This window comes from Salinimicrobium flavum, assembly GCF_042684505.1.
Classification (GTDB): Bacteria; Bacteroidota; Bacteroidia; order Flavobacteriales; family Flavobacteriaceae; genus Salinimicrobium; species Salinimicrobium flavum.
Map to the genome: position 1 here is coordinate 47,673 of NZ_JBHULT010000012.1, position 18,190 is coordinate 65,862.

The 18,190-nt window shown below is 42.2% G+C and carries 20 protein-coding genes, 1 tRNA gene and 1 pseudogene; 10 read left to right on the forward strand and 12 right to left on the reverse strand.

Annotation, left to right across the window (positions count from 1 at the left end; genetic code table 11):
- Positions 1-270: 270 nt before the first annotated feature.
- The 7 genes from ACFSTG_RS13890 to ACFSTG_RS13920 all read right to left on the reverse strand — a co-directional run bounded on the left by ACFSTG_RS13890 (position 271) and on the right by ACFSTG_RS13920 (position 6,422).
- Positions 271-1,734, reverse strand: a complete 1,464-nt coding sequence (locus ACFSTG_RS13890; RefSeq protein WP_380754283.1) for an AAA family ATPase — start codon at positions 1,732-1,734, stop codon at positions 271-273.
- A gap of 41 nt (positions 1,735-1,775) precedes the next feature.
- Positions 1,776-2,903 carry a vWA domain-containing protein gene (locus ACFSTG_RS13895; protein WP_380754286.1) on the reverse strand — a complete coding sequence of 376 codons (1,128 nt, stop codon included), beginning with the start codon at positions 2,901-2,903 and terminating at the stop codon, positions 1,776-1,778.
- A 252-nt stretch (positions 2,904-3,155) separates the two neighbouring features.
- Positions 3,156-3,638, reverse strand: coding sequence for a hypothetical protein (locus ACFSTG_RS13900; protein WP_380754289.1), 483 nt, complete (start codon positions 3,636-3,638; stop codon positions 3,156-3,158).
- Positions 3,639-3,833: 195 nt separating this feature from the next.
- Complete coding sequence (locus ACFSTG_RS13905; RefSeq protein WP_380754292.1) at positions 3,834-4,382, reverse strand: porin family protein; 549 nt, start codon at positions 4,380-4,382, stop codon at positions 3,834-3,836.
- A 144-nt stretch (positions 4,383-4,526) separates the two neighbouring features.
- The gene (aroQ, locus tag ACFSTG_RS13910; RefSeq protein WP_380754295.1) at positions 4,527-4,952 is read right to left on the reverse strand and encodes a type II 3-dehydroquinate dehydratase; all 426 of its coding nucleotides are present in this window, start codon (positions 4,950-4,952) and stop codon (positions 4,527-4,529) included.
- Positions 4,953-5,094: 142 nt separating this feature from the next.
- The gene (locus ACFSTG_RS13915; protein WP_380754298.1) at positions 5,095-5,700 is read right to left on the reverse strand and encodes a porin family protein; all 606 of its coding nucleotides are present in this window, start codon (positions 5,698-5,700) and stop codon (positions 5,095-5,097) included.
- Between the two features lie 134 nt (positions 5,701-5,834).
- The gene (locus tag ACFSTG_RS13920) at positions 5,835-6,422 is read right to left on the reverse strand and encodes a porin family protein (protein WP_380754302.1); all 588 of its coding nucleotides are present in this window, start codon (positions 6,420-6,422) and stop codon (positions 5,835-5,837) included.
- 114 nt (positions 6,423-6,536) lie between these two features.
- Between ACFSTG_RS13920 and xerD the strand changes: the two genes are divergently transcribed.
- From xerD to ACFSTG_RS13940, 4 genes are all read left to right on the forward strand, one after another.
- Positions 6,537-7,433 carry a site-specific tyrosine recombinase XerD gene (xerD, locus tag ACFSTG_RS13925; RefSeq protein ID WP_380754307.1) on the forward strand — a complete coding sequence of 299 codons (897 nt, stop codon included), beginning with the start codon at positions 6,537-6,539 and terminating at the stop codon, positions 7,431-7,433.
- Positions 7,434-7,514: 81 nt separating this feature from the next.
- Positions 7,515-8,462, forward strand: a complete 948-nt coding sequence (locus ACFSTG_RS13930) for an aldo/keto reductase (RefSeq protein ID WP_380754313.1) — start codon at positions 7,515-7,517, stop codon at positions 8,460-8,462.
- On the forward strand, positions 8,452-8,931 hold the full coding sequence (locus ACFSTG_RS13935; RefSeq protein ID WP_380754319.1) for a hypothetical protein: 480 nt from the start codon (positions 8,452-8,454) through the stop codon (positions 8,929-8,931). Before ACFSTG_RS13930 ends, ACFSTG_RS13935 begins: the two co-directional genes overlap by 11 nt.
- Before the next feature lie 150 nt (positions 8,932-9,081).
- On the forward strand, positions 9,082-9,381 hold the full coding sequence (locus ACFSTG_RS13940; RefSeq protein ID WP_380754326.1) for an HPF/RaiA family ribosome-associated protein: 300 nt from the start codon (positions 9,082-9,084) through the stop codon (positions 9,379-9,381).
- A gap of 133 nt (positions 9,382-9,514) precedes the next feature.
- Here the strand turns inward: ACFSTG_RS13940 and murA are convergent, their stop codons facing one another.
- The 3 genes from murA to ACFSTG_RS13955 all read right to left on the reverse strand — a co-directional run bounded on the left by murA (position 9,515) and on the right by ACFSTG_RS13955 (position 11,897).
- Positions 9,515-10,831, reverse strand: a complete 1,317-nt coding sequence (gene murA, locus ACFSTG_RS13945; RefSeq protein WP_380754331.1) for a UDP-N-acetylglucosamine 1-carboxyvinyltransferase — start codon at positions 10,829-10,831, stop codon at positions 9,515-9,517.
- A gap of 15 nt (positions 10,832-10,846) precedes the next feature.
- Positions 10,847-11,485 carry a DUF4290 domain-containing protein gene (locus ACFSTG_RS13950; protein WP_380754336.1) on the reverse strand — a complete coding sequence of 213 codons (639 nt, stop codon included), beginning with the start codon at positions 11,483-11,485 and terminating at the stop codon, positions 10,847-10,849.
- Positions 11,486-11,603: 118 nt separating this feature from the next.
- Positions 11,604-11,897, reverse strand: coding sequence for a DUF493 family protein (locus tag ACFSTG_RS13955; protein WP_380754339.1), 294 nt, complete (start codon positions 11,895-11,897; stop codon positions 11,604-11,606).
- Positions 11,898-11,982: 85 nt separating this feature from the next.
- Between ACFSTG_RS13955 and ACFSTG_RS13960 the strand changes: the two genes are divergently transcribed.
- The 5 genes and pseudogenes from ACFSTG_RS13960 (at position 11,983) to ACFSTG_RS13980 (ending at position 16,512) form a co-directional block, all read left to right on the forward strand.
- On the forward strand, positions 11,983-12,519 hold the full coding sequence (locus ACFSTG_RS13960; protein WP_380754342.1) for an AAA family ATPase: 537 nt from the start codon (positions 11,983-11,985) through the stop codon (positions 12,517-12,519).
- On the forward strand, positions 12,503-14,416 hold the full coding sequence (locus ACFSTG_RS13965) for a RecQ family ATP-dependent DNA helicase (RefSeq protein WP_380754345.1): 1,914 nt from the start codon (positions 12,503-12,505) through the stop codon (positions 14,414-14,416). The genes ACFSTG_RS13960 and ACFSTG_RS13965 overlap by 17 nt, the downstream gene beginning before the upstream one ends.
- Positions 14,413-15,360, forward strand: coding sequence for a methionyl-tRNA formyltransferase (fmt, locus tag ACFSTG_RS13970; RefSeq protein ID WP_380754348.1), 948 nt, complete (start codon positions 14,413-14,415; stop codon positions 15,358-15,360). The genes ACFSTG_RS13965 and fmt overlap by 4 nt, the downstream gene beginning before the upstream one ends.
- Before the next feature lie 174 nt (positions 15,361-15,534).
- Positions 15,535-15,816, forward strand: a pseudogene (locus ACFSTG_RS13975) (HU family DNA-binding protein); the annotation flags it as partial.
- 135 nt (positions 15,817-15,951) lie between these two features.
- Entirely contained in the window at positions 15,952-16,512 is a 561-nt protein-coding gene (locus ACFSTG_RS13980) for a YqgE/AlgH family protein (protein WP_380754351.1), read from the forward strand.
- Here the strand turns inward: ACFSTG_RS13980 and ACFSTG_RS13985 are convergent.
- Both ACFSTG_RS13985 and ACFSTG_RS13990 read right to left on the reverse strand, forming a co-directional pair.
- Complete coding sequence (locus tag ACFSTG_RS13985; protein ID WP_380754354.1) at positions 16,509-17,354, reverse strand: aminotransferase class IV; 846 nt, start codon at positions 17,352-17,354, stop codon at positions 16,509-16,511. The genes ACFSTG_RS13980 and ACFSTG_RS13985 overlap by 4 nt on opposite strands.
- Positions 17,355-17,405: 51 nt before the next feature.
- Positions 17,406-17,792, reverse strand: a complete 387-nt coding sequence (locus tag ACFSTG_RS13990; protein ID WP_380754357.1) for an START-like domain-containing protein — start codon at positions 17,790-17,792, stop codon at positions 17,406-17,408.
- Between the two features lie 249 nt (positions 17,793-18,041).
- Between ACFSTG_RS13990 and ACFSTG_RS13995 the strand changes: the two genes are divergently transcribed.
- Positions 18,042-18,115, forward strand: a tRNA-Met gene (locus tag ACFSTG_RS13995).
- Positions 18,116-18,190 lie beyond the last annotated feature (75 nt).

Consider the following 18,190-nt stretch of genomic DNA (forward strand, 5'->3'; position numbering starts at 1 on the left):
CTTATATAAAGTTTCCTAAAATGAGGACCTGAAACAAGTTATGGGTGACGCGAAATACAACTCCGTCGTCATGCTGAACTTGTTTCAGCATCTTTTACAAAGTTTCCGGAAATGAAGACCCTGAAACATGTTCAGGGTGACGCGAAATACAACTCCGTCGTCATACTGAACTTGTTTCAGCATCCTTTAAAAACCTTACGAAATGAAGACCCTGAAACAAGTTATGGGTGACGATCCCATTAACCATTAATCCTTATACCTTATACCTTTCTATAGTCCGCTGATGTAGCTGCCATAAATATCCCTGAACTGCATTCCTTCAGCAAAGCGGTGTTTATTCAGTTTTTTGTATTCCACCAGTCCCCATAATATAAATTCCTTCAGGAAATAACGATCTTTTTCTGATGTCTTCGGCTGGTATTTATTGATAAGTTCATCCAGCCCGGGAATAGAGTCAAGGGCTTTTTTATAGTCCTCATCCCGGGTTTCATCCAAAAGTTCGAATCCGCTTTCTGAAAAGAACCACTCCATAACCTCTCCGTAAGGATCCTCTTCATCGGGTTTAGTCAGTTTTTCAATTTTTGGAAACATGCGTGGAAAAATCGTTTTTACAGCTTCCCCTATGAGTTCCTGTGCGACCACTGCACTTCCCTCCTGCTCTCCTTCGTAAACAAGCTCTACTTTTCCCGTGATCGAAGGAATGACCCCCAAAAAGTCTCCAAACCTCAACAAGGTCTCTTCTTCCTTATTCTTTATAGCCCGGCGTTCTGCTGTGCTCAGCAGGTTCTCATAGGCCGAAATACTAAGCCTGGCACTGATCCCGCTGCGGGAATCTATGAACTCATTATCCCGGGCCTCAAAACTTATTTGTTCCAACAGGTCCTTTGCCAGTTCAGGTACATGTACCATCTCTACCTGTCGCTCATCCAGCTTCGCCTCCTGTTTTGTTATGGCTCTTGCGGTTTCCAGGTTCATAGGGTAATGGGTAAGGATCTGGGAGCCTATCCTGTCCTTGAGTGGAGTAACGATACTTCCACGATTAGTATAATCCTCTGGATTTGCGGTAAAAACAAACTGCATATCCAGCGGCAGCCTGAGCTTGAATCCGCGTATCTGGATATCCCCTTCCTGTAATATGTTAAACAGGGCAACCTGGATCCTTGCCTGCAGGTCGGGCAGTTCGTTGATCACAAAAATGCTCCTGTTGGCTCTCGGGATCATTCCGAAGTGAATAACCCGGTCATCGGCATAGCTTAATTTCAGGTTTGCGGCCTTGATGGGATCTACATCCCCAATGATATCAGCTACGGTTACATCTGGCGTGGCAAGCTTTTCAAAAAAGCGCTCATTCCTGTGCACCCAGGAAACAGGAGTATTATCCCCTTTTTCCTTCAATAGTTCCTTAGCGTAACGGGAAATGGGGTGGAAAGGATCATCATTGATCTCAGACCCTTCAACAATTGGCATCCACTCATCGAGCAGATTCACCATCATACGCGCCAGCCGTGTCTTTGCCTGCCCTCGCAAACCCAGGAGATTTATATTGTGCTTGGAAAGAATGGCACGTTCCAGTTCTGGGATCACAGTATGTTCATACCCGTGGATCCCTTCAAAGGCCGGTTCTTCGTTTTTTAATTTATCCAGGAGATTTTCCCGCAATTCTTCCTTTATGCTCCTGCTCTTGTATCCCGACTTCTTGAGGTCGCCAAAAGTCTTTATTTTCTCTGTCTCCATGTTATTTTTTTAATGCTTTGATAAAATTAATTACAGCCCTGCTATCCTTTAATTCTCTTCTTCCTGTTAGTTTCATAATCTTCAAAGATCATCTCCCCTAATCCTTTCAAACCGGTGAAGAATGCTTTTCCCTGATTTGCCTGGGTAAATTCCCGAACAAACTGCTCCAGGTAAGGATCCCGGGCGATCATAAAGGTGGTAATTGGGATATGAAGTTTACGGGCCTGGCTGGCTGCATTGTAACATTTCTCTACAATATAAGGGTCCAGCCCCACGCTGTTCTTATAGTAGTTCCCATCCCTCTCCCTGATGCAGCTTGGTTTCCCATCGGTGATCATGAAGATCTGCTTATTAGTATTGCGTTTTCTGCGAAGGAGGTCCATCGCCAGTTCAAGTCCGGCCACAGTATTGGTGTGGTACGGCCCTACCCTGAGATAGGGAAGATCTGCAATAGAGATCGCCCAGGCATCATTTCCAAAAACCAGGATATCAAGGGTATCTTTTGGGTAACGGGTAGTGATAAGTTCTGCAAGAGCCATCGCCACCTTTTTTGCAGGAGTGATACGATCTTCACCATAAAGGATCATACTGTGGCTAATATCTATCATGAGTACCGTGCTCATCTGGCTTTTATGGTGAGTCTCTTCCACCACCAGGTCATCTTCGGTCATGCTGAAATCATCTGTGCCGTGATGGATCTGGGCATTCCGAAGAGATTCGGTCATCGAGATCTTGTCAAGGGAATCGCCGTAATTATAACTTCTGAATTCCCCCGTGTGCTCATCTCCCAGACCCTGATGTTTTGTAGAATGATTGCCCGAACGGCTTTTTCGCAACCTTCCGAAGATCTGGTCAAGGGCCTGTTGTCGTATGGCCCTTTCGGTCTTGGCCGTGATCGCCATTCCCCCTTTTCCATCGGGATCAAATTCTTCTCTGATGTACCCCTTTTTCTTAAGGTCTTCTATAAAATCATCTATACTGTAGTCTTCGTTGGTAAGTTTATATTCGGCGTCAAGCTGGCGCAGCCATTCTATGGCCTCCTCAAAATCTCCCGAAGTATGGGTAATAAGCTCTTTGAAGATCTCGAAAAGCTTGTCAAAAGGTGTTTTATTCTCCTCCTCAAACTTCTTAAATACAAACCCTCTCCTCATGCTCTCCTTCTTTTCCATTGTTTAAAGTTAAAGGATTAAAGAGTTAATCTAAAAAACTCAGCCATCACTTAAAAATAAAGTTATGTTAATTGATCTCTGCGGAGGAATTTTTAACCGTTCCCAGGTCAAAGAAGAGAAATGAGACACATTTTTGCAGCTGCTCCGGGACAGAAATCTTTTTCAGCCTGAATAAGACCGAATATCATTCAGAAATGAGAGAATAAAAAAAGCGGAAGATATCCTTCCGCTTCACCATGAAAAAAAGAGATGTTAGAAACCAAACTCCACCCCAACATTAACTGAGGCGACATTTACTCCATCCACGTTAATTCCTTCATAGGAACCAACGATTCCTATCCCTAAGAACCCAAAGCCCAGTTTTGGCCGGTAAAAGAATCCGCCATCGTTTCCGTCATTCAAACCAATGGCATACCCAAGGTCAGCACCCAGGAAGACTCCGCCTCCAAGGGTAACCCGCCCGGAAGCTCCCAAAGGCAGGAAATTAAGGTCATCTGGCTCGGTGCCGTCAAGATCTTCGGTAAAATAATGGGAGTAGCCTACCATTGGCCCTGCTTTAATTATATCCATCACACTCCAGAAGTATGTAAAATCGGCTCCCATTTTAAAATTTGCACCGTCTTCAATATCCCCAACAGGGATCCCTGCATGTATCCCAATTTTGATATCTGTCTGCGCACTGGCAACAGTCAGCATCCCCATGGCTACAGCAATAAAAAAGATAATTTTTTTCATAATCGTCTGAATTAAAGGTTATTACAAACATTAAGTTAGGAATAAAAAACAAATCTGACATGAACCAGGGAAGAAAAATTAGGAAACTATTTATTACGGGGGTGAAGGGGAAGTTTTATAAACATTCTAAAAGAAGAAAAATGACAAAAAAAAGCGGAAGATTCCTCTCCCGCTTTATAGTAATGTTTAAATAATTTAGAATTTATATCCAACAGATAATTGGAAAACGCCGTTTTTCGCATCTGTATCAGTAGCAATATCGGTGAGTCCCATGGCATATCTTCCCTGGAAGAAAACTCCCATTGGTAATTGATATCCCAGACCCAGGGCTGCTCCAAAATCTGTAGACTCTGTTTCCTCTTCCAGGTCTACAGTGATTCCGTCCATTTCAACTTCAGATACCACATTGAACGCTACATAAGGACCTGCCTCAAGAGACAAACCTTCCGTAACAAAAAACTTAGCCATCACAGGAATTGAAACATAATCCAGTTTCCATGTAGCTTCTGAATCCTCTGCCCCTTGAGCAGAATAAAGCACTTCCGGTTGGATGGCAAACCTTTCTGAAAGAAGGAATTCAGCCACCAGTCCTAGATGGAAGGCCGTTCTGCTGTCAATATCCTCTACATCATCTCCAGTCAAAGTTGCAAAGTTTACCCCTGCTTTGGCTCCAAAACTCAAATCCTGCGCGTTAGCAACACCAGAGAAAGCAACCACTAATAATACCAGTAATAATTTTTTCATAATTAATAAGTTATTTTAGTTAATGAATTCTAAATTAATAAAATTTTTAACATGATGAATCATTAGCCTTTAAAAACAGGATATAAATGTCCCTTTAATCGATAAATGGGATGTATTTGGGAAGTTTTGAAGTTATTATTAAGTCTATTGATCCTTCAAAAGAAAACTCATTATCGCCAGTTCATAACTCTGCAGACCAAAGCCAATGATCACCCCTTTTGCATTAGGAGCAATAAATGAGCGGTGACGGTACTCCTCCCTGGAATAGGTATTGGAAATATGAACTTCGACCACGGGAGTTTCAATAGCTTTTACCGCATCCCCTATTCCCACGGAAGTGTGGGTGTATGCCGCGGCGTTAAGAACTACTCCTTCAAAATTTCCTTCGGCCATGTGTAACTTATCGATAATCTCCCCCTCAATATTTGACTGAAAATATTCCAGTTCTGCTTCCTGCAGCTTTTCCTGCAGCTTAATGAAGTAGGTAGTGAAATTCTGTTTTCCGTAGATATCGGGTTCCCTACTTCCTAAAAGGTTCAGGTTGGGGCCATTTATGATCAATAGTTTCATAGCGTAAATATAAATAATTCCCCATACAAAAAGGTAGATGTCTTTTGGCTCCTTTCACCTGAAATCCCTCACAGGAAAGGACTCTAAACCACAAAAAAGGCGGAAATCAAATTTCCGCCTTTTACATCAAGCCTGAACTTAATTAAAATTTATATCCAACCGAAATCTGGAATATGGAATTTCTGAAATCCGTATCTGTGTAAACATCAGTAAATCCCATTACATATCTGGCCTGAAACATCAATCCCATGGGCAGCTCATAACCCAACCCTAAAGCACCTCCAAAATCAAATGACTCTGTTTCATCATCTAAATCTACAGTTCCTGATGCTCCATCTATAGAACCATCTGCCTCAGAGTTTACCATGAAAGAAAATTGTGGACCAATTTCAAGGCTTAGACCTTCTATGAAATAATATTTTATTAATACAGGAACCGAGATATAATCCAGCTTAAATTCATCGATACTCAATGACCCGAAAAATTCATCATCCATGTCAAAATCTGATTTTGCTCCCTGGGAAGAATATAAAACTTCTGGCTGAATTCCGAACTTTTCAGAGAACATAATCTCTGCGAGCATTCCCAAATGGAAACCGGTCCTTGTTTCTGTTTCCAGAAGGTCGGCATCATCCCCGGAAAAATTCGCGAAATTTAATCCCCCTTTTACCCCGAAAGATACTTCCTGGGCCTGCATTCCCATGCCTGATACCACAGTTAAGGCAATGATTAGTAAAATTTTTTTCATAACAATTATTTTTTAGTTACACCTATAAATTTAAACCAGATAAAGAGTTAATTTCCTGACATTTATCATCAATATGGGACATAAAAAACGGGGACTTTCGTCCCCGTTTCTCAATATTTATTTCATTGATTCTCTTAGAAAAGAAATCCTACTCCTGCCTGTACTACAGAGTTTTTGGCATCAACTCCCTCCACATCGTAGATATCTGTAAGTCCGGCATTATAACGCCCATACAGGAAGAATTTATTGAACTTATAAGACGCGCCCAGTCCAAGGCTCAGGTCGATATCATTCCTGTTATCATTATATAGCTCTCTTTCGGTACTTCCGAAATCAATTGCTTCCTCCACAACAAAACCTACCTGTGGCCCTGCCTCCAGTGCCAGGCCTCCTAATACATAAAGTTTAGCCATAACCGGTACGGTGATGTAATCAAGCTGATGTTCCACATCGTTGTTGTCTTCCCTTCTTACCAGGTCAAACCCCTGGGCAGAATACAGAACCTCAGGCTGAATTGAGAACCTGTCGGTAACGGGGATCTCAGCCAATAATCCTAAGTGATATCCTGTTCTAGCACTTTCATCGTTGAAATCAGAGAATCCGTCACCAGAGAAAGTGGAGAAGTTCACACCACCTTTTGCTCCAAAATAAACGAATTCCTGAGCGGCCATAAAAGTTGTTCCAAACAACATCACCGCAATAAATAAAACTGACTTTTTCATAATCATAGGTTTTTAGTTCAGGGACAAATGTAAGATAGATAGTGTTAAGAAAAACTTAGCTGATATTAAAGGTTTACTAAGCTTAAATATCAAATCATCCCTTATATTTAGCCTGTGAAATGGGAAAACGCATTGCAGGATTACCGCCGGTATCTTAGAATTGAAAGAGGATTATCGGCAAATACCATCGTCAACTATACTTTTGATGTAGAGAAACTTGTGCGGTACCTGGAGGAACATGAAATCATTATTTCTCCTTGTGAGATCAAAGACGAGGATATTCAGCAGTTCATCTACCACATTGCAAAACAGGTCAATGCCCGCACCCGGTCCCGGATCATTTCCGGGCTCCGCAATTTCTTTAGTTACCTGGTTTTTGAAGATTACAGGAAGACTAACCCCCTCGACCTTGTGGAATCACCACGGCTGGGAAGAAAGCTTCCCGACACCCTTTCTGTGGAGGAGATCGATGCACTCATAGCTGCCATAGACCTTAGCACCCCCGAAGGGGAACGCAACAGGGCAATTATAGAAACCCTGTATGGTTGCGGCCTGAGAGTTTCTGAATTGACAGACCTGCGGCTCTCAGACCTCTTCTTTGAAGAAGGCTTTATTATGGTCACGGGGAAAGGAGAGAAACAACGTTTTGTCCCAATAGCAGATGAAACCCAAAAATATATAAATTTATACCGGCAGCATATACGATCCCATATGGACATCCAAAAAGGCTTTGAAGACACTCTTTTTCTAAACAGAAGGGGTAAAAAACTCACCAGGGCAATGATCTTTACCATTATAAAAAGACTTGCCGGTAACTCTGGCCTCAACAAAAAAGTGAGTCCGCATACTCTCAGACATTCCTTTGCGACCCATTTGCTTGAGAATGGAGCAGACCTCAGAGCAATACAGCAGATGCTGGGACATGCCAGCATCACCACAACAGAGATCTATGTGCATATGGACCGTTCGCACCTCAAAAGCATCATGGAGCAGTTCCATCCAAGACGGTAACTATTAAAGTTCTGCTAAAAGCCCGGTTTTCCTTTCATCTACGTCTTTTCCTGCTTATTTTCAAAAAAAATACCCTGAACAATGAATAAATTGAAATTCAAGAACGGTGATGAAATGCCCGCTATAGGTCTGGGAACCTGGAAATCTAAAAAAGGATTGGTAGGAGAAGCTGTCGATATCGCTCTTCATACGGGTTATCGACACATTGATTGTGCAGCTATCTACGATAATGAGACAGAAATAGGAGAGGCATTTTCCAGGGTGTTTTCTGAAGGAAAGATCAAAAGAGAAGATGTTTGGATCACCTCAAAGTTATGGAATGACTCCCACAGGAAAGAAGATGTCATTCCTGCCCTTAAAAAAACCCTTAAGGACCTTAATCTTGATTACCTGGATCTTTACCTAATTCACTGGCCGGTTGCCTTTATCAAAGGAGTAGGTTTTCCTGAAAATGACCGGGAATACCTTTCCCTGGAGGAGGTTCCGCTTCAGGAAACGTGGGAAGGCATGATAGAAGCGAAAAAACAGGGTCTGGTAAAACATATTGGGGTCTCAAATTTTAGTGAGAAAAAGCTGAATGACCTTATTAGTGGTTCCCCTGAATCCCCTGAAATGAACCAGGTGGAATTGCATCCTTTCCTGCAGCAACATGAACTGCTTGCCTATTGTAAGGAAAATGATATCCATCTTACGGGATATTCCCCCCTGGGAAGCAGTGACCGTTCTGATGCCATGAAAGCCGAAAATGAACCGTCTCTTCTGGAAGAACCTGTCATTAAAAGAATAGCTGAAAAACATAATGCCTCTCCTGCCCAGGTTTTGATCAATTGGGGGATCAGCAGGGGGACGGCGGTCATACCAAAATCTACTACCAAAGAACATATCATCTCCAATCTCAAAAGCGATGAATTAAAGCTTACTGAGGATGATCTAAAAAAGATCGCTTCATTAGACCGGCACTTCCGGTACGTTACAGGAGAATTTTTTGAAACCAAAGGAAATACTTATGAAAACATCTATGATGAATAAATCACTTCAACCTACTTTTAAACTTTTATTATTATCACTTTTCACTCTTCTGATTGTTTCATCCTGTAAAGATGAAGAAAGGGAGCTGGAGAATTCTGATGCTTCCCTGGATTCCCTTTCGCAGGAACTGGAACGGTATAAACATCAGGCAGATTCCCTGCAATTACTTATAGAGAATGGCGACGAAGCTGCAGAGTATCCGGTTTACTTCGGAAGGGCTTTTGACAGCATTGATAATCCAAAAGCTTTCGTGGAAAATTCCCTTAGGGAAAAGCCTGATCTAATCCCTCTGGAACCAGTTGTGGGAGGTACTATGGCTTTTAGACAGGTAAATGTACTGACCGAAAACTGGGTACTGGGAATCTATGATGACGGCCATATTGAAGGTAAGTCGATCTATAGTTATGAACTGCAGCCAAACGGGGAATTGAAGTTTACCCATATCACCTCCAGGCATCCTGAAGAATAGGATTCAACGATCATTTTTTCCAGGCTCAATCAAAATAACCGGCGCTATCGGCGGAGATTACATAACGTTATAGTTATGATAAACTCGGGAGAAATTCTACCATTTTTGATATCTTGAGGAACACAAATAATGACATAAATTAAAAAGATTATGAAGACCAACATTCAATTTGTAAACACAGAATCAAAGCTCTCAGCAGAACAACTTGTTCAGAGGAAATTAGATAAACTCGAAAATAAATTTGACTGGATCATCTCAGCAGATGTTATGTTCAAGGAAGAAAAGTCAACCAACGGAAAAGGGAAGGTATGCGCCATTGAGATCAGCCTTCCCGGCCCAAAGATCCATGCTTCTTCTAAAGAAGATAGTTTTGAAGCCGCTGCAGCCGAAAGCGTAAAGGACATTGAAAAGCAGCTTAAGAAACGTAAAGCTGAAATGCAGAGCCACTAATAAAGGTTTATTGTATAAGGAATAAGGAATAATAAAAAAGAGGCTGCCCGAAAATGCGATTTTCGGGCAGCCTCTTTTAATCTATTTAGTCTTGGCTCTAGTTTCTAGAAGCGCAGCGATCTTGATTCTTCTTTTAAGCTACTCTCTTGATCCTCGCTCCTATTGCTCTCAACCGTTCATCAATATTTTCATATCCACGGTCAATTTGTTCAATGTTATGGATTACTGAAGTCCCTTTTGCAGAAAGTGCAGCGATCAACAGGGAGATCCCTGCCCTGATATCAGGAGAAACCATGGTGGTAGCTTTTAATTGCGACTTGAAATCATGACCAATCACTGTTGCCCTGTGAGGGTCACAGAGAATGATCTTTGCCCCCATATCTATCAATTTATCGACGAAGAACAACCGACTTTCAAACATCTTCTGGTGTATCAATACATCCCCTTTTGCCTGGGTGGCAACCACCAGCATGATACTCAAAAGATCAGGTGTGAAACCGGGCCAGGGAGCATCACTAATGCTCATAATGGAGCCATCAATAAAGCTTTGAACCTCATACCCCTCTTCATGTGCCGGGATGTATATATCATCTCCTCTGCGTTCCAGTTTTATTCCCAACTTTCTAAAAGTCGCCGGGATTATTCCTAAATGATCCCAGGAAACATTTTTAATGGTGATCTCGCTTTTTGTCATTGCAGCCAGCCCTATCCAGGAACCTATCTCTACCATATCGGGCAGCACGGTATGGGTGCAGCCTTCAAGAGCTTCAACCCCCTCTATTTCCAGTAAATTGGAACCAATACCTTTTATATCTGCCCCCATCCTGTTTAGCATTTCACACAACTGTTGCAGATAAGGTTCACAGGCAGCATTGTAAATGGTAGTTTTTCCTTTTGCAAGAACAGCTGCCATCACAATATTGGCAGTACCTGTTACAGAAGCCTCTTCAAGCAACATATAGGTACCTGAAAGTCCTTCTTTTGGAGCTTCTACCCCGTAGAAACGTTCTTCTTTATTATACCTGAATTTAGCTCCCAGCTTGATGAATCCTTCAAAATGGGTATCGAGCCTGCGACGGCCTATTTTATCCCCGCCCGGTCTTGGAATATATCCTTTCCCGAACCTGGCAAGCATTGGCCCCACGATCATAATAGATCCTCTAAGACCACTTCCCTCTTCCTTGAATTTTTGACTTTTTAGATAATCCAGGTCGAGATCGTCACTTTGAAAGGTATAGCTTCCCTTCCCTATCTTTTCAACTTTTACCCCAAGCTGTTTCAGCAGATGGATAAGTTTGTTCACGTCAAGTATATCTGGAATATTGTGGATCGTAACTTTTTCGGGAGTTAACAGTACTGCACAGAGTATTTGTAAAGCTTCATTTTTAGCTCCCTGAGGATTGATCTCTCCCTTTAGGGAATGCCCACCCTCTATTTGAAAAGTTCCCATAAATGATTGTAGGTTTTAATAGCGTTTGCGGCTTCTGGCGCGGTGTGTCTTTTTAACAGGTTTCTTGGGAGCATATTTCTTGTTTCCTCTAAGAAGGTCTGAAGAATCACTCAGGTCCTCTTCGGTATGCTTCACATCTATCCTACCGCCACTTAATTCTCTCAAATGATCAAAGATCACCTTATCATCAACTGTATCTTTGTTCCAGCTTAGATAAGATTTCTTCATATGGTTGGCAATAGTGAAAATAAGGCCTTCCTTTTCGGGGCCGTCTTCCCATTTGTTGGCAACATCGATCATTCTCTTGATATTGTTTCCGTAGAACCTGTACTTCGGAAAATTTTGAGGATAATCCATACGGTCCGGTCTTTCCTCAAGCATCTCGCGGGAAGGTTTTGGGAACGGACTATCAACATCAAGTTTAAAATCGCTGATGATGAATAACTGGTCCCACAGCTTATGCTGAAAATCGGGGACATCCCTCAGGTGAGGGTTCATATTCCCCATGACAGAAATAATCGCCTTGGCAACACGGTTCCTCTCGGTATCATCGGCTATCTCAACGGCGTGTTCCACCATCTTTTGAATATGTCGGCCATATTCCGGAATGATCAAATGACTCCTTTCAGAGTTATATTCTAATTCGTTTGTCAAAATGCTTAGTTATGTTAAGGTGATAATATACTGTAGAAGTTTATCGCCTGCAAATTAATAAAATATATTCAAGGATCACCTCCCTGACAAAATTATTTGGAACCTTAAACCAAAAATTCTATAAAGAGATCACCCCTTCTATCTTAATCCCCACTTCTTTATACTTGGCGATCACCGCATCGGGGTTTTTCATACGCACATTTACTGAAACACTTGTGTACTTTCCATTACGGGACTGCGTGGTCTTGATCACCGCACCCATGTTGTCAAAAATGGTTTGTATTTTCTCAATTTTAACCTCACTGGTAGGGACGATGAATTTATATAAATAGATCGTTGGCCACATCTCTGTATCATGCAACTGGGCCTTTAGTTTTTTGTAAAATTCTTCAGGATCTTTTGCTTCGCTCATAATTCTCTTTCTTCATGTTTTAAAATACAAAGATACATTTAAAGATCTATTTTTTAAATCGGATGCAAATGCCGAAATTTGCCCCGTGAAGACCAGGAAGATAGTTATAACCGGTGGCCCCGGTACAGGAAAGACCTCTGTAATACAGGCCCTGGAAGAAAGCGGGTATTATTGTTTCCACGAAGTTTCCCGTGAGATCATTAGGGAGGCGAAGGAAAAGGGGATCGATCAAATGTTCCTGGAAGAACCCCTGCTCTTCAGTGAAATGCTACTGGAAGGAAGGATTAAACAGCACCGGGAAGCTGAAAATACTGGTGGCAATCTGGTCTTTCTTGACCGCGGAGTACCAGATGTGGTGGCTTATATGAATTACTCCGGAAATGATTATCCCCCGGTGTTTAACCGTGTTTGCAAGGAATTCCTCTACGACGAGGTTTTTATCCTGCCTCCCTGGAAGCAGATCTATACTGAAGACGATGAACGTTATGAGTCTTATGAACAAGCCGTGGCCATTCATGACCACCTTGCTCAAAGCTACCATTACCATGGCTACAGGCCCATGGAAGTTCCCTGTGGAAGTATAGAAGACCGTACCTCATTCATCCTTGACCACCTTGTCTAATCCTGAAGCAATATTAAAAAAGTACTGGGGGTTTGACACTTTCAGGCCTTTACAAAAGGAGATCATTTCTGAAGCTCTCACCGGCAAAGATGTGGTGGCTTTGTTACCTACAGGCGGTGGTAAATCCCTCTGTTTCCAGGTACCCGCCCTACTCAAACCCGGGATCTGTATTGTGGTTTCCCCTCTCATCGCCCTTATGGAAGACCAGGTGAACGCACTACAGGCAAAAGATATCAAAGCCATGGCACTTACCGGCGGAATTCCGTTTGCTGAGGTTGACACGATGCTCGATAATTGTATCTACGGAAATTATAAATTTCTCTACCTCTCCCCCGAGCGCCTTCAACAGGAACTTGTGCAGGAACGTATCCGGCAAATGGATGTTAACCTCATTGCCGTAGACGAAGCCCACTGTATTTCCCAATGGGGCCACGATTTCAGGCCGGCCTACCGCAATATTGCTTTACTTCGGGGGCTGAAACCTGAAGTACCTGTAATGGCTCTTACGGCCACTGCAACACAAACAGTGGTAAAGGATATGGCCACGCAGCTGGAATTAAAAGACCCGGCAATTCTTCAGAAATCATTCCTGCGGGAGAATCTTGCCTATATGGTAAAAGAGGTTCAGGACAAGAATTACTACCTGGAACAACTGCTGCAGGAACATTCAGATTCCGGGATCATCTATGTAAGGAGCCGAAAGGCAACCATTGAGATCGCTGAATTCCTTCAGAAAAAAGGTGTTTCCGCCACCTCTTTTCACGGCGGACTTCAAAAGGACGAAAAATCAAAAAGACTACAGAGCTGGCTAAAAGACGAACACCGAATTATGGTTGCCACCAGCGCTTTCGGGATGGGTATAGACAAACCCGATGTGGGAACAGTGGTACACATGAACCTTCCCGAGAGCCTGGAGAGTTACTTCCAGGAAGCGGGAAGGGCAGGCAGGAATGGTAAGGCAGCCAAAGCAGTGATCCTGACGAACCAAAGTGATATTCCCCTTTTAAAGAACCAGTTTTTGAATACGCTTCCTTCCGTAGAAATGATCAAACTGGTCTTTCGTAAACTGGTTGCTTATTTCAGGGTCGCCTATGGAGAAGGAGAAGGCACCGTACATCATTTTAATTTCTACGAATTCTGCAGTAAGTATGAACTTAATACCCTGCAGGCCTATAACGCCATCTTACTGCTTGACAGAACCAGCGTGCTGAGTCTTTCTGAGCAGTTTCAGAAAAAAACAAAGATCAGGTTTGCGGTAACCAGCCGGCAGCTGTCATTCTACCTTGAAGCAAACCCTAAATTCGAAGCGGTTACCAAAGCAATACTTCGCACCTATGGAGGTGTTTTTGATGCCCCTGTGGAGATAAATCTTCAAATTGTGTGCAACAAGGCGGGTACGACCCAACCTGAAGCGGCGAAACTACTGGAACGGCTTCAACATGAAAATATAGCCGAGTTTGAGCATGACCAGCATGATACCCGTGTTACTTTCCTGGTGCCACGGGAAGACGACATCACTATCAATCCGCTCATTCCCTACATCAGGTTACAAATAGACACCAAAAAGGAAAAGATAAACGAGGTCCTGAAATATGTGGGCAATAATAACCGTTGCAGAAGTGAGCAGTTGCTCCAATACTTCGGGGAGACAAGGACCTCGCCTTGTGGAATTTGTTCTGTATGTAAACCTTCCGAAGAAAAACTTACCCGTGAGCTCATGAAAAAGATCTATTTTAAGATCATTGGTCTGCTGGAAGAAAAAGAGCATAGTTCCCGCGAATTCACAGAAAAACTTGAATTTTCAGAAAAGCACGTTTTAAAAGTACTGCAGGTACTGGTAGAGAAAGGGGCTTTGGAGATCACCGCCGGAAATAAATACAAACTGAAACATCTATGAGAAAATTAAGAATCGTCTTCATGGGTACACCCGATTTTGCGGTACAGACCTTAAAAAGTATTGTGGAAGCAGGATATGAGGTCGTAGGAGTGGTTACCGCTCCAGATAAACCCGCCGGAAGGGGAAGAAAGTTACAGGAATCTGCCGTCAAAAAATATGCTGTTAAAAACGACCTGAAGGTTTTGCAGCCAACAAATTTAAAATCAGCGGGGTTCCTGGAGGAACTTAAGAACCTCAAGGCAAATTTGCAGGTAGTGGTAGCCTTCAGGATGCTGCCAAAGGTGGTATGGGAAATGCCTGAGTTTGGCACTTTAAATCTTCATGCCTCCCTCCTTCCCCAATACCGTGGTGCTGCACCTATCAACTGGGCGATCATTAACGGTGAAAGGGAAACGGGTGTCTCTACCTTCTTTATAGATGAGAAGATCGATACCGGGGAAATGATCCTGCAGGAAAAGGTGGAAATAGATCCTGCAGAAAATGCCGGAAGCCTGCATGATAAATTAATGGATACCGGAGCAAACCTTGTACTGGATACGCTCAGGTCTATTGAAAAGGGCAATTTAAAGACCACTTCTCAAAAAGATGCGGCTAATCTTAAACCCGCTCCTAAACTTACACGTGAGAATACCCGCATAAACTGGGAAAAACCATTGGACGAAACCTATAACTTCATTAGGGGTTTAAGTCCATACCCTGTAGCCTGGACAGAATTGATGAATGGTGACGAACCAATGATGCTTAAAGTATATGGAGCCACTAAACAGGAAGAAGAACATTCTGAAGAAACAGGAAAGATTCTCGAAGCAGATAAGGAAGTGAAAATTGCAGTTCCCGGAGGTTATATTATTCTGAAGGAAGTTCAACTCCCCGGAAAAAGAAAAATGGCCGTTAAAGATCTTCTGAACGGATATAAATTTTCCCCAACTGCAAAAGTTCTGTAAACCCTTATAGACACTGAAAAGAGAGCATTTCGATAAAAATCAACAAAGGTTATCAACAATTTAGCGAAGTTATTAACAATTCTTCTCATTTCCCTTGCCATTACTTGCATGGCAAAGATTTCCATATAAATTTGTAGAGCATATTAATAAAAGTTTAACCAACAACTATTAAAAACTCGAATTATGAACAAAACAGATTTAATCGATGCAATGGCAGAAAACGCCGGAATTTCCAAAGCTGCAGCAAAGAAGGCTTTAGAATCTTTTCTTGGTAACGTAGAAAAGTCCCTTAAAAAAGGAGACCGCGTTTCTTTAGTAGGTTTTGGATCTTGGTCAGTATCTAAAAGAGCTGCAAGAGAAGGAAGAAACCCACAAACCGGAAAGACAATCAAGATCGCCGCTAAGAATGTGGTTAAATTTAAGGCAGGAGCTGACCTACAGAAGGCTGTAAACTAGTTTTACCTTAAACGCTAAAAAAATATTAAACTCTCCCAATTGGGAGAGTTTTTTTGTTAAATAATGTCAAGTCTCATTTGAACCTGATGATTAATTTTTTAGATTTAGAAGAAAGATTGCAAAATCAGGAAAATTATGACTACACTAAAACCCGCCAAAGGACATTTATTAATTGCAGAGCCATCCATCACCGGAGATCTTTCCTTTAACCGGTCGGTGGTTTTGCTTGCTGATCACACAGAGAGCGGTTCTATTGGATTTATCCTGAACAAAGTGCTCGATTTCACACTTCAAGATCTTATCCCTGATATCAAGGGTAACTTCAGAGTTTATAATGGAGGGCCTGTTGAACAGGATAATCTTTATTTTATTCATAAAGTTCCGGACCTGATCCCTGACAGTATTGAAATAGCTGCCGGAATTTACTGGGGTGGCAACTTTGAAGTAGTCAAAGGTCTGATTAACGAGGATCTAATTACAGAGAATGAAATTAAATTTTTCCTGGGCTATTCCGGCTGGGATTGTGAGCAGCTTAACGAAGAACTCAATGCACACACATGGGTAGTTACAGAGAATAAGGATCACAAGGATATTCTCAACAGGAAACCACGTACGTTCTGGAAAGATAAGATGATGCAATTGGGCGGCAGTTACGTGATCTGGTCCAATGCCCCTGAAAATCCTTCCTACAACTAAACGAGCCTCGCCTGCACATTTAATTTGGAGAGCAGATCTTTTGCTACCTCCATTTTAAATTCCTTTTTCCTGTATTTACTTACAGGTTGAATTCCCATGACCACATTTGTAATGAACAACTCATCTGCCTTTTGCAGTTCAAAAGGAGAGATCGATTCTTCAACGAGAGTATAACTATCCAGTTTTTTTGTGATCTCTACTATCTTACCTCTAATTATCCCTTTTAAACAACCATCTGTCACCGGCGGGGTCTTTATTACATTTCCCTTAACCAGGAAAAGATTGCCATTCAAAGCTTCAATAACACTTTTGTGCTCATTGAGCAAAAGACAATTTGCGTAATCGTTTTCTGCGGCAAAGATGCTCCCCAATACATTGATAGCTTTGTTGTTGGTCTTTACCCCTGAGAGAAGCCCACTATTTACATAATGGTCCTTAAAAAGTTCCACCTCGTAAAATTCATCATTCAGTAAGTAGAACGGATCAGGAAGTGGTTCAGCGATCGCAACATATTCTATATCATTAGTTTGAGGACGATAAAAACCACCTTCTTTTCGATAGACGGAAAACCTGATCCTCGCAGGGGAGTCCTGTAGATTATTGGCTTCTAACAGGTCTTGAATCTCCTGCTCCAGGAACTCGGGTGAAAAAGAAGAAGGGATCTCCATTCTCATGATCCTCATGGAAGCCATTAATCTAAAGTAGTGGTCTTCCCAAAAAATGAGTTTCCCATTAATTGCCCTAATGGTTTCAAATACTGAATCCCCATAGTTGAAGCCCCGGTTTTTCACAGAGAGGACGGCTTCACTGGAAGCCACAATTTTTCCGTTTACATTGGTCATAAAAAAAGCCCGTTTTTGAACGGGCAAAGGTACTATTTATAATAGGATTTTCTAAACGGAGCCAAGGACTTGTTTAAGGTCTGAGATCATATTCTCCCAAAGCATTTTTCCCTCGTCTACCTCACCTTCTTCGGCAAAATCTGTTACCATAATGGAGACGTCCTTCGTAATCTCGTCAACCTGAATACGAAGTTCAAAATAATAAGGTTCATCCTCGTCTGCCATCCAACGGAATTTCACTCTCTCCCCATTCTTCTTGCTGAGAAGTTTAGCTTGTTCCTCGCTTCCATCCCATATGAAGGTGAACATTTCCCCACGGGAATTCACATTGTCAGCATACCATTCACTTAGTCCCGAAGGAGTTGATATATAATTATACAGTAAAGAGGGGGAAGCCTGGATTGGAAACTCCATTTCATACTTTATCTTGTCGTCCATTCTTCGGTTTTAATTGTTTCGGGCAATATAATTATTAATTGTGAACCCCGAAAAAAATCAAAATAAATATTTTTACAAAAGATAGTTTGCTACACGGTATTTTGTTTTTATATTTGCACCCGCTAAAAGAAACCAGATGCCTTACAGGCAAAGGTTTCAGGCGATATGGCGAGGTAGCTCAGTTGGTTACCCGCCCGTACCGAACAGTACGTTCGGGCGGGGAGCGTCGGATTCAAAACGATAAATAATGGCGAGGTAGCTCAGTTGGTTAGAGCGTCGGATTCATAACCCGGAGGTCACGAGTTCAAATCTCGTTCTCGCTACACCTCAAAAAAGCCCCTTTTAGGGGCTTTTTTATTCATTTTATTTATTGAACCGTGTCTCTTGAAAAACGGTGG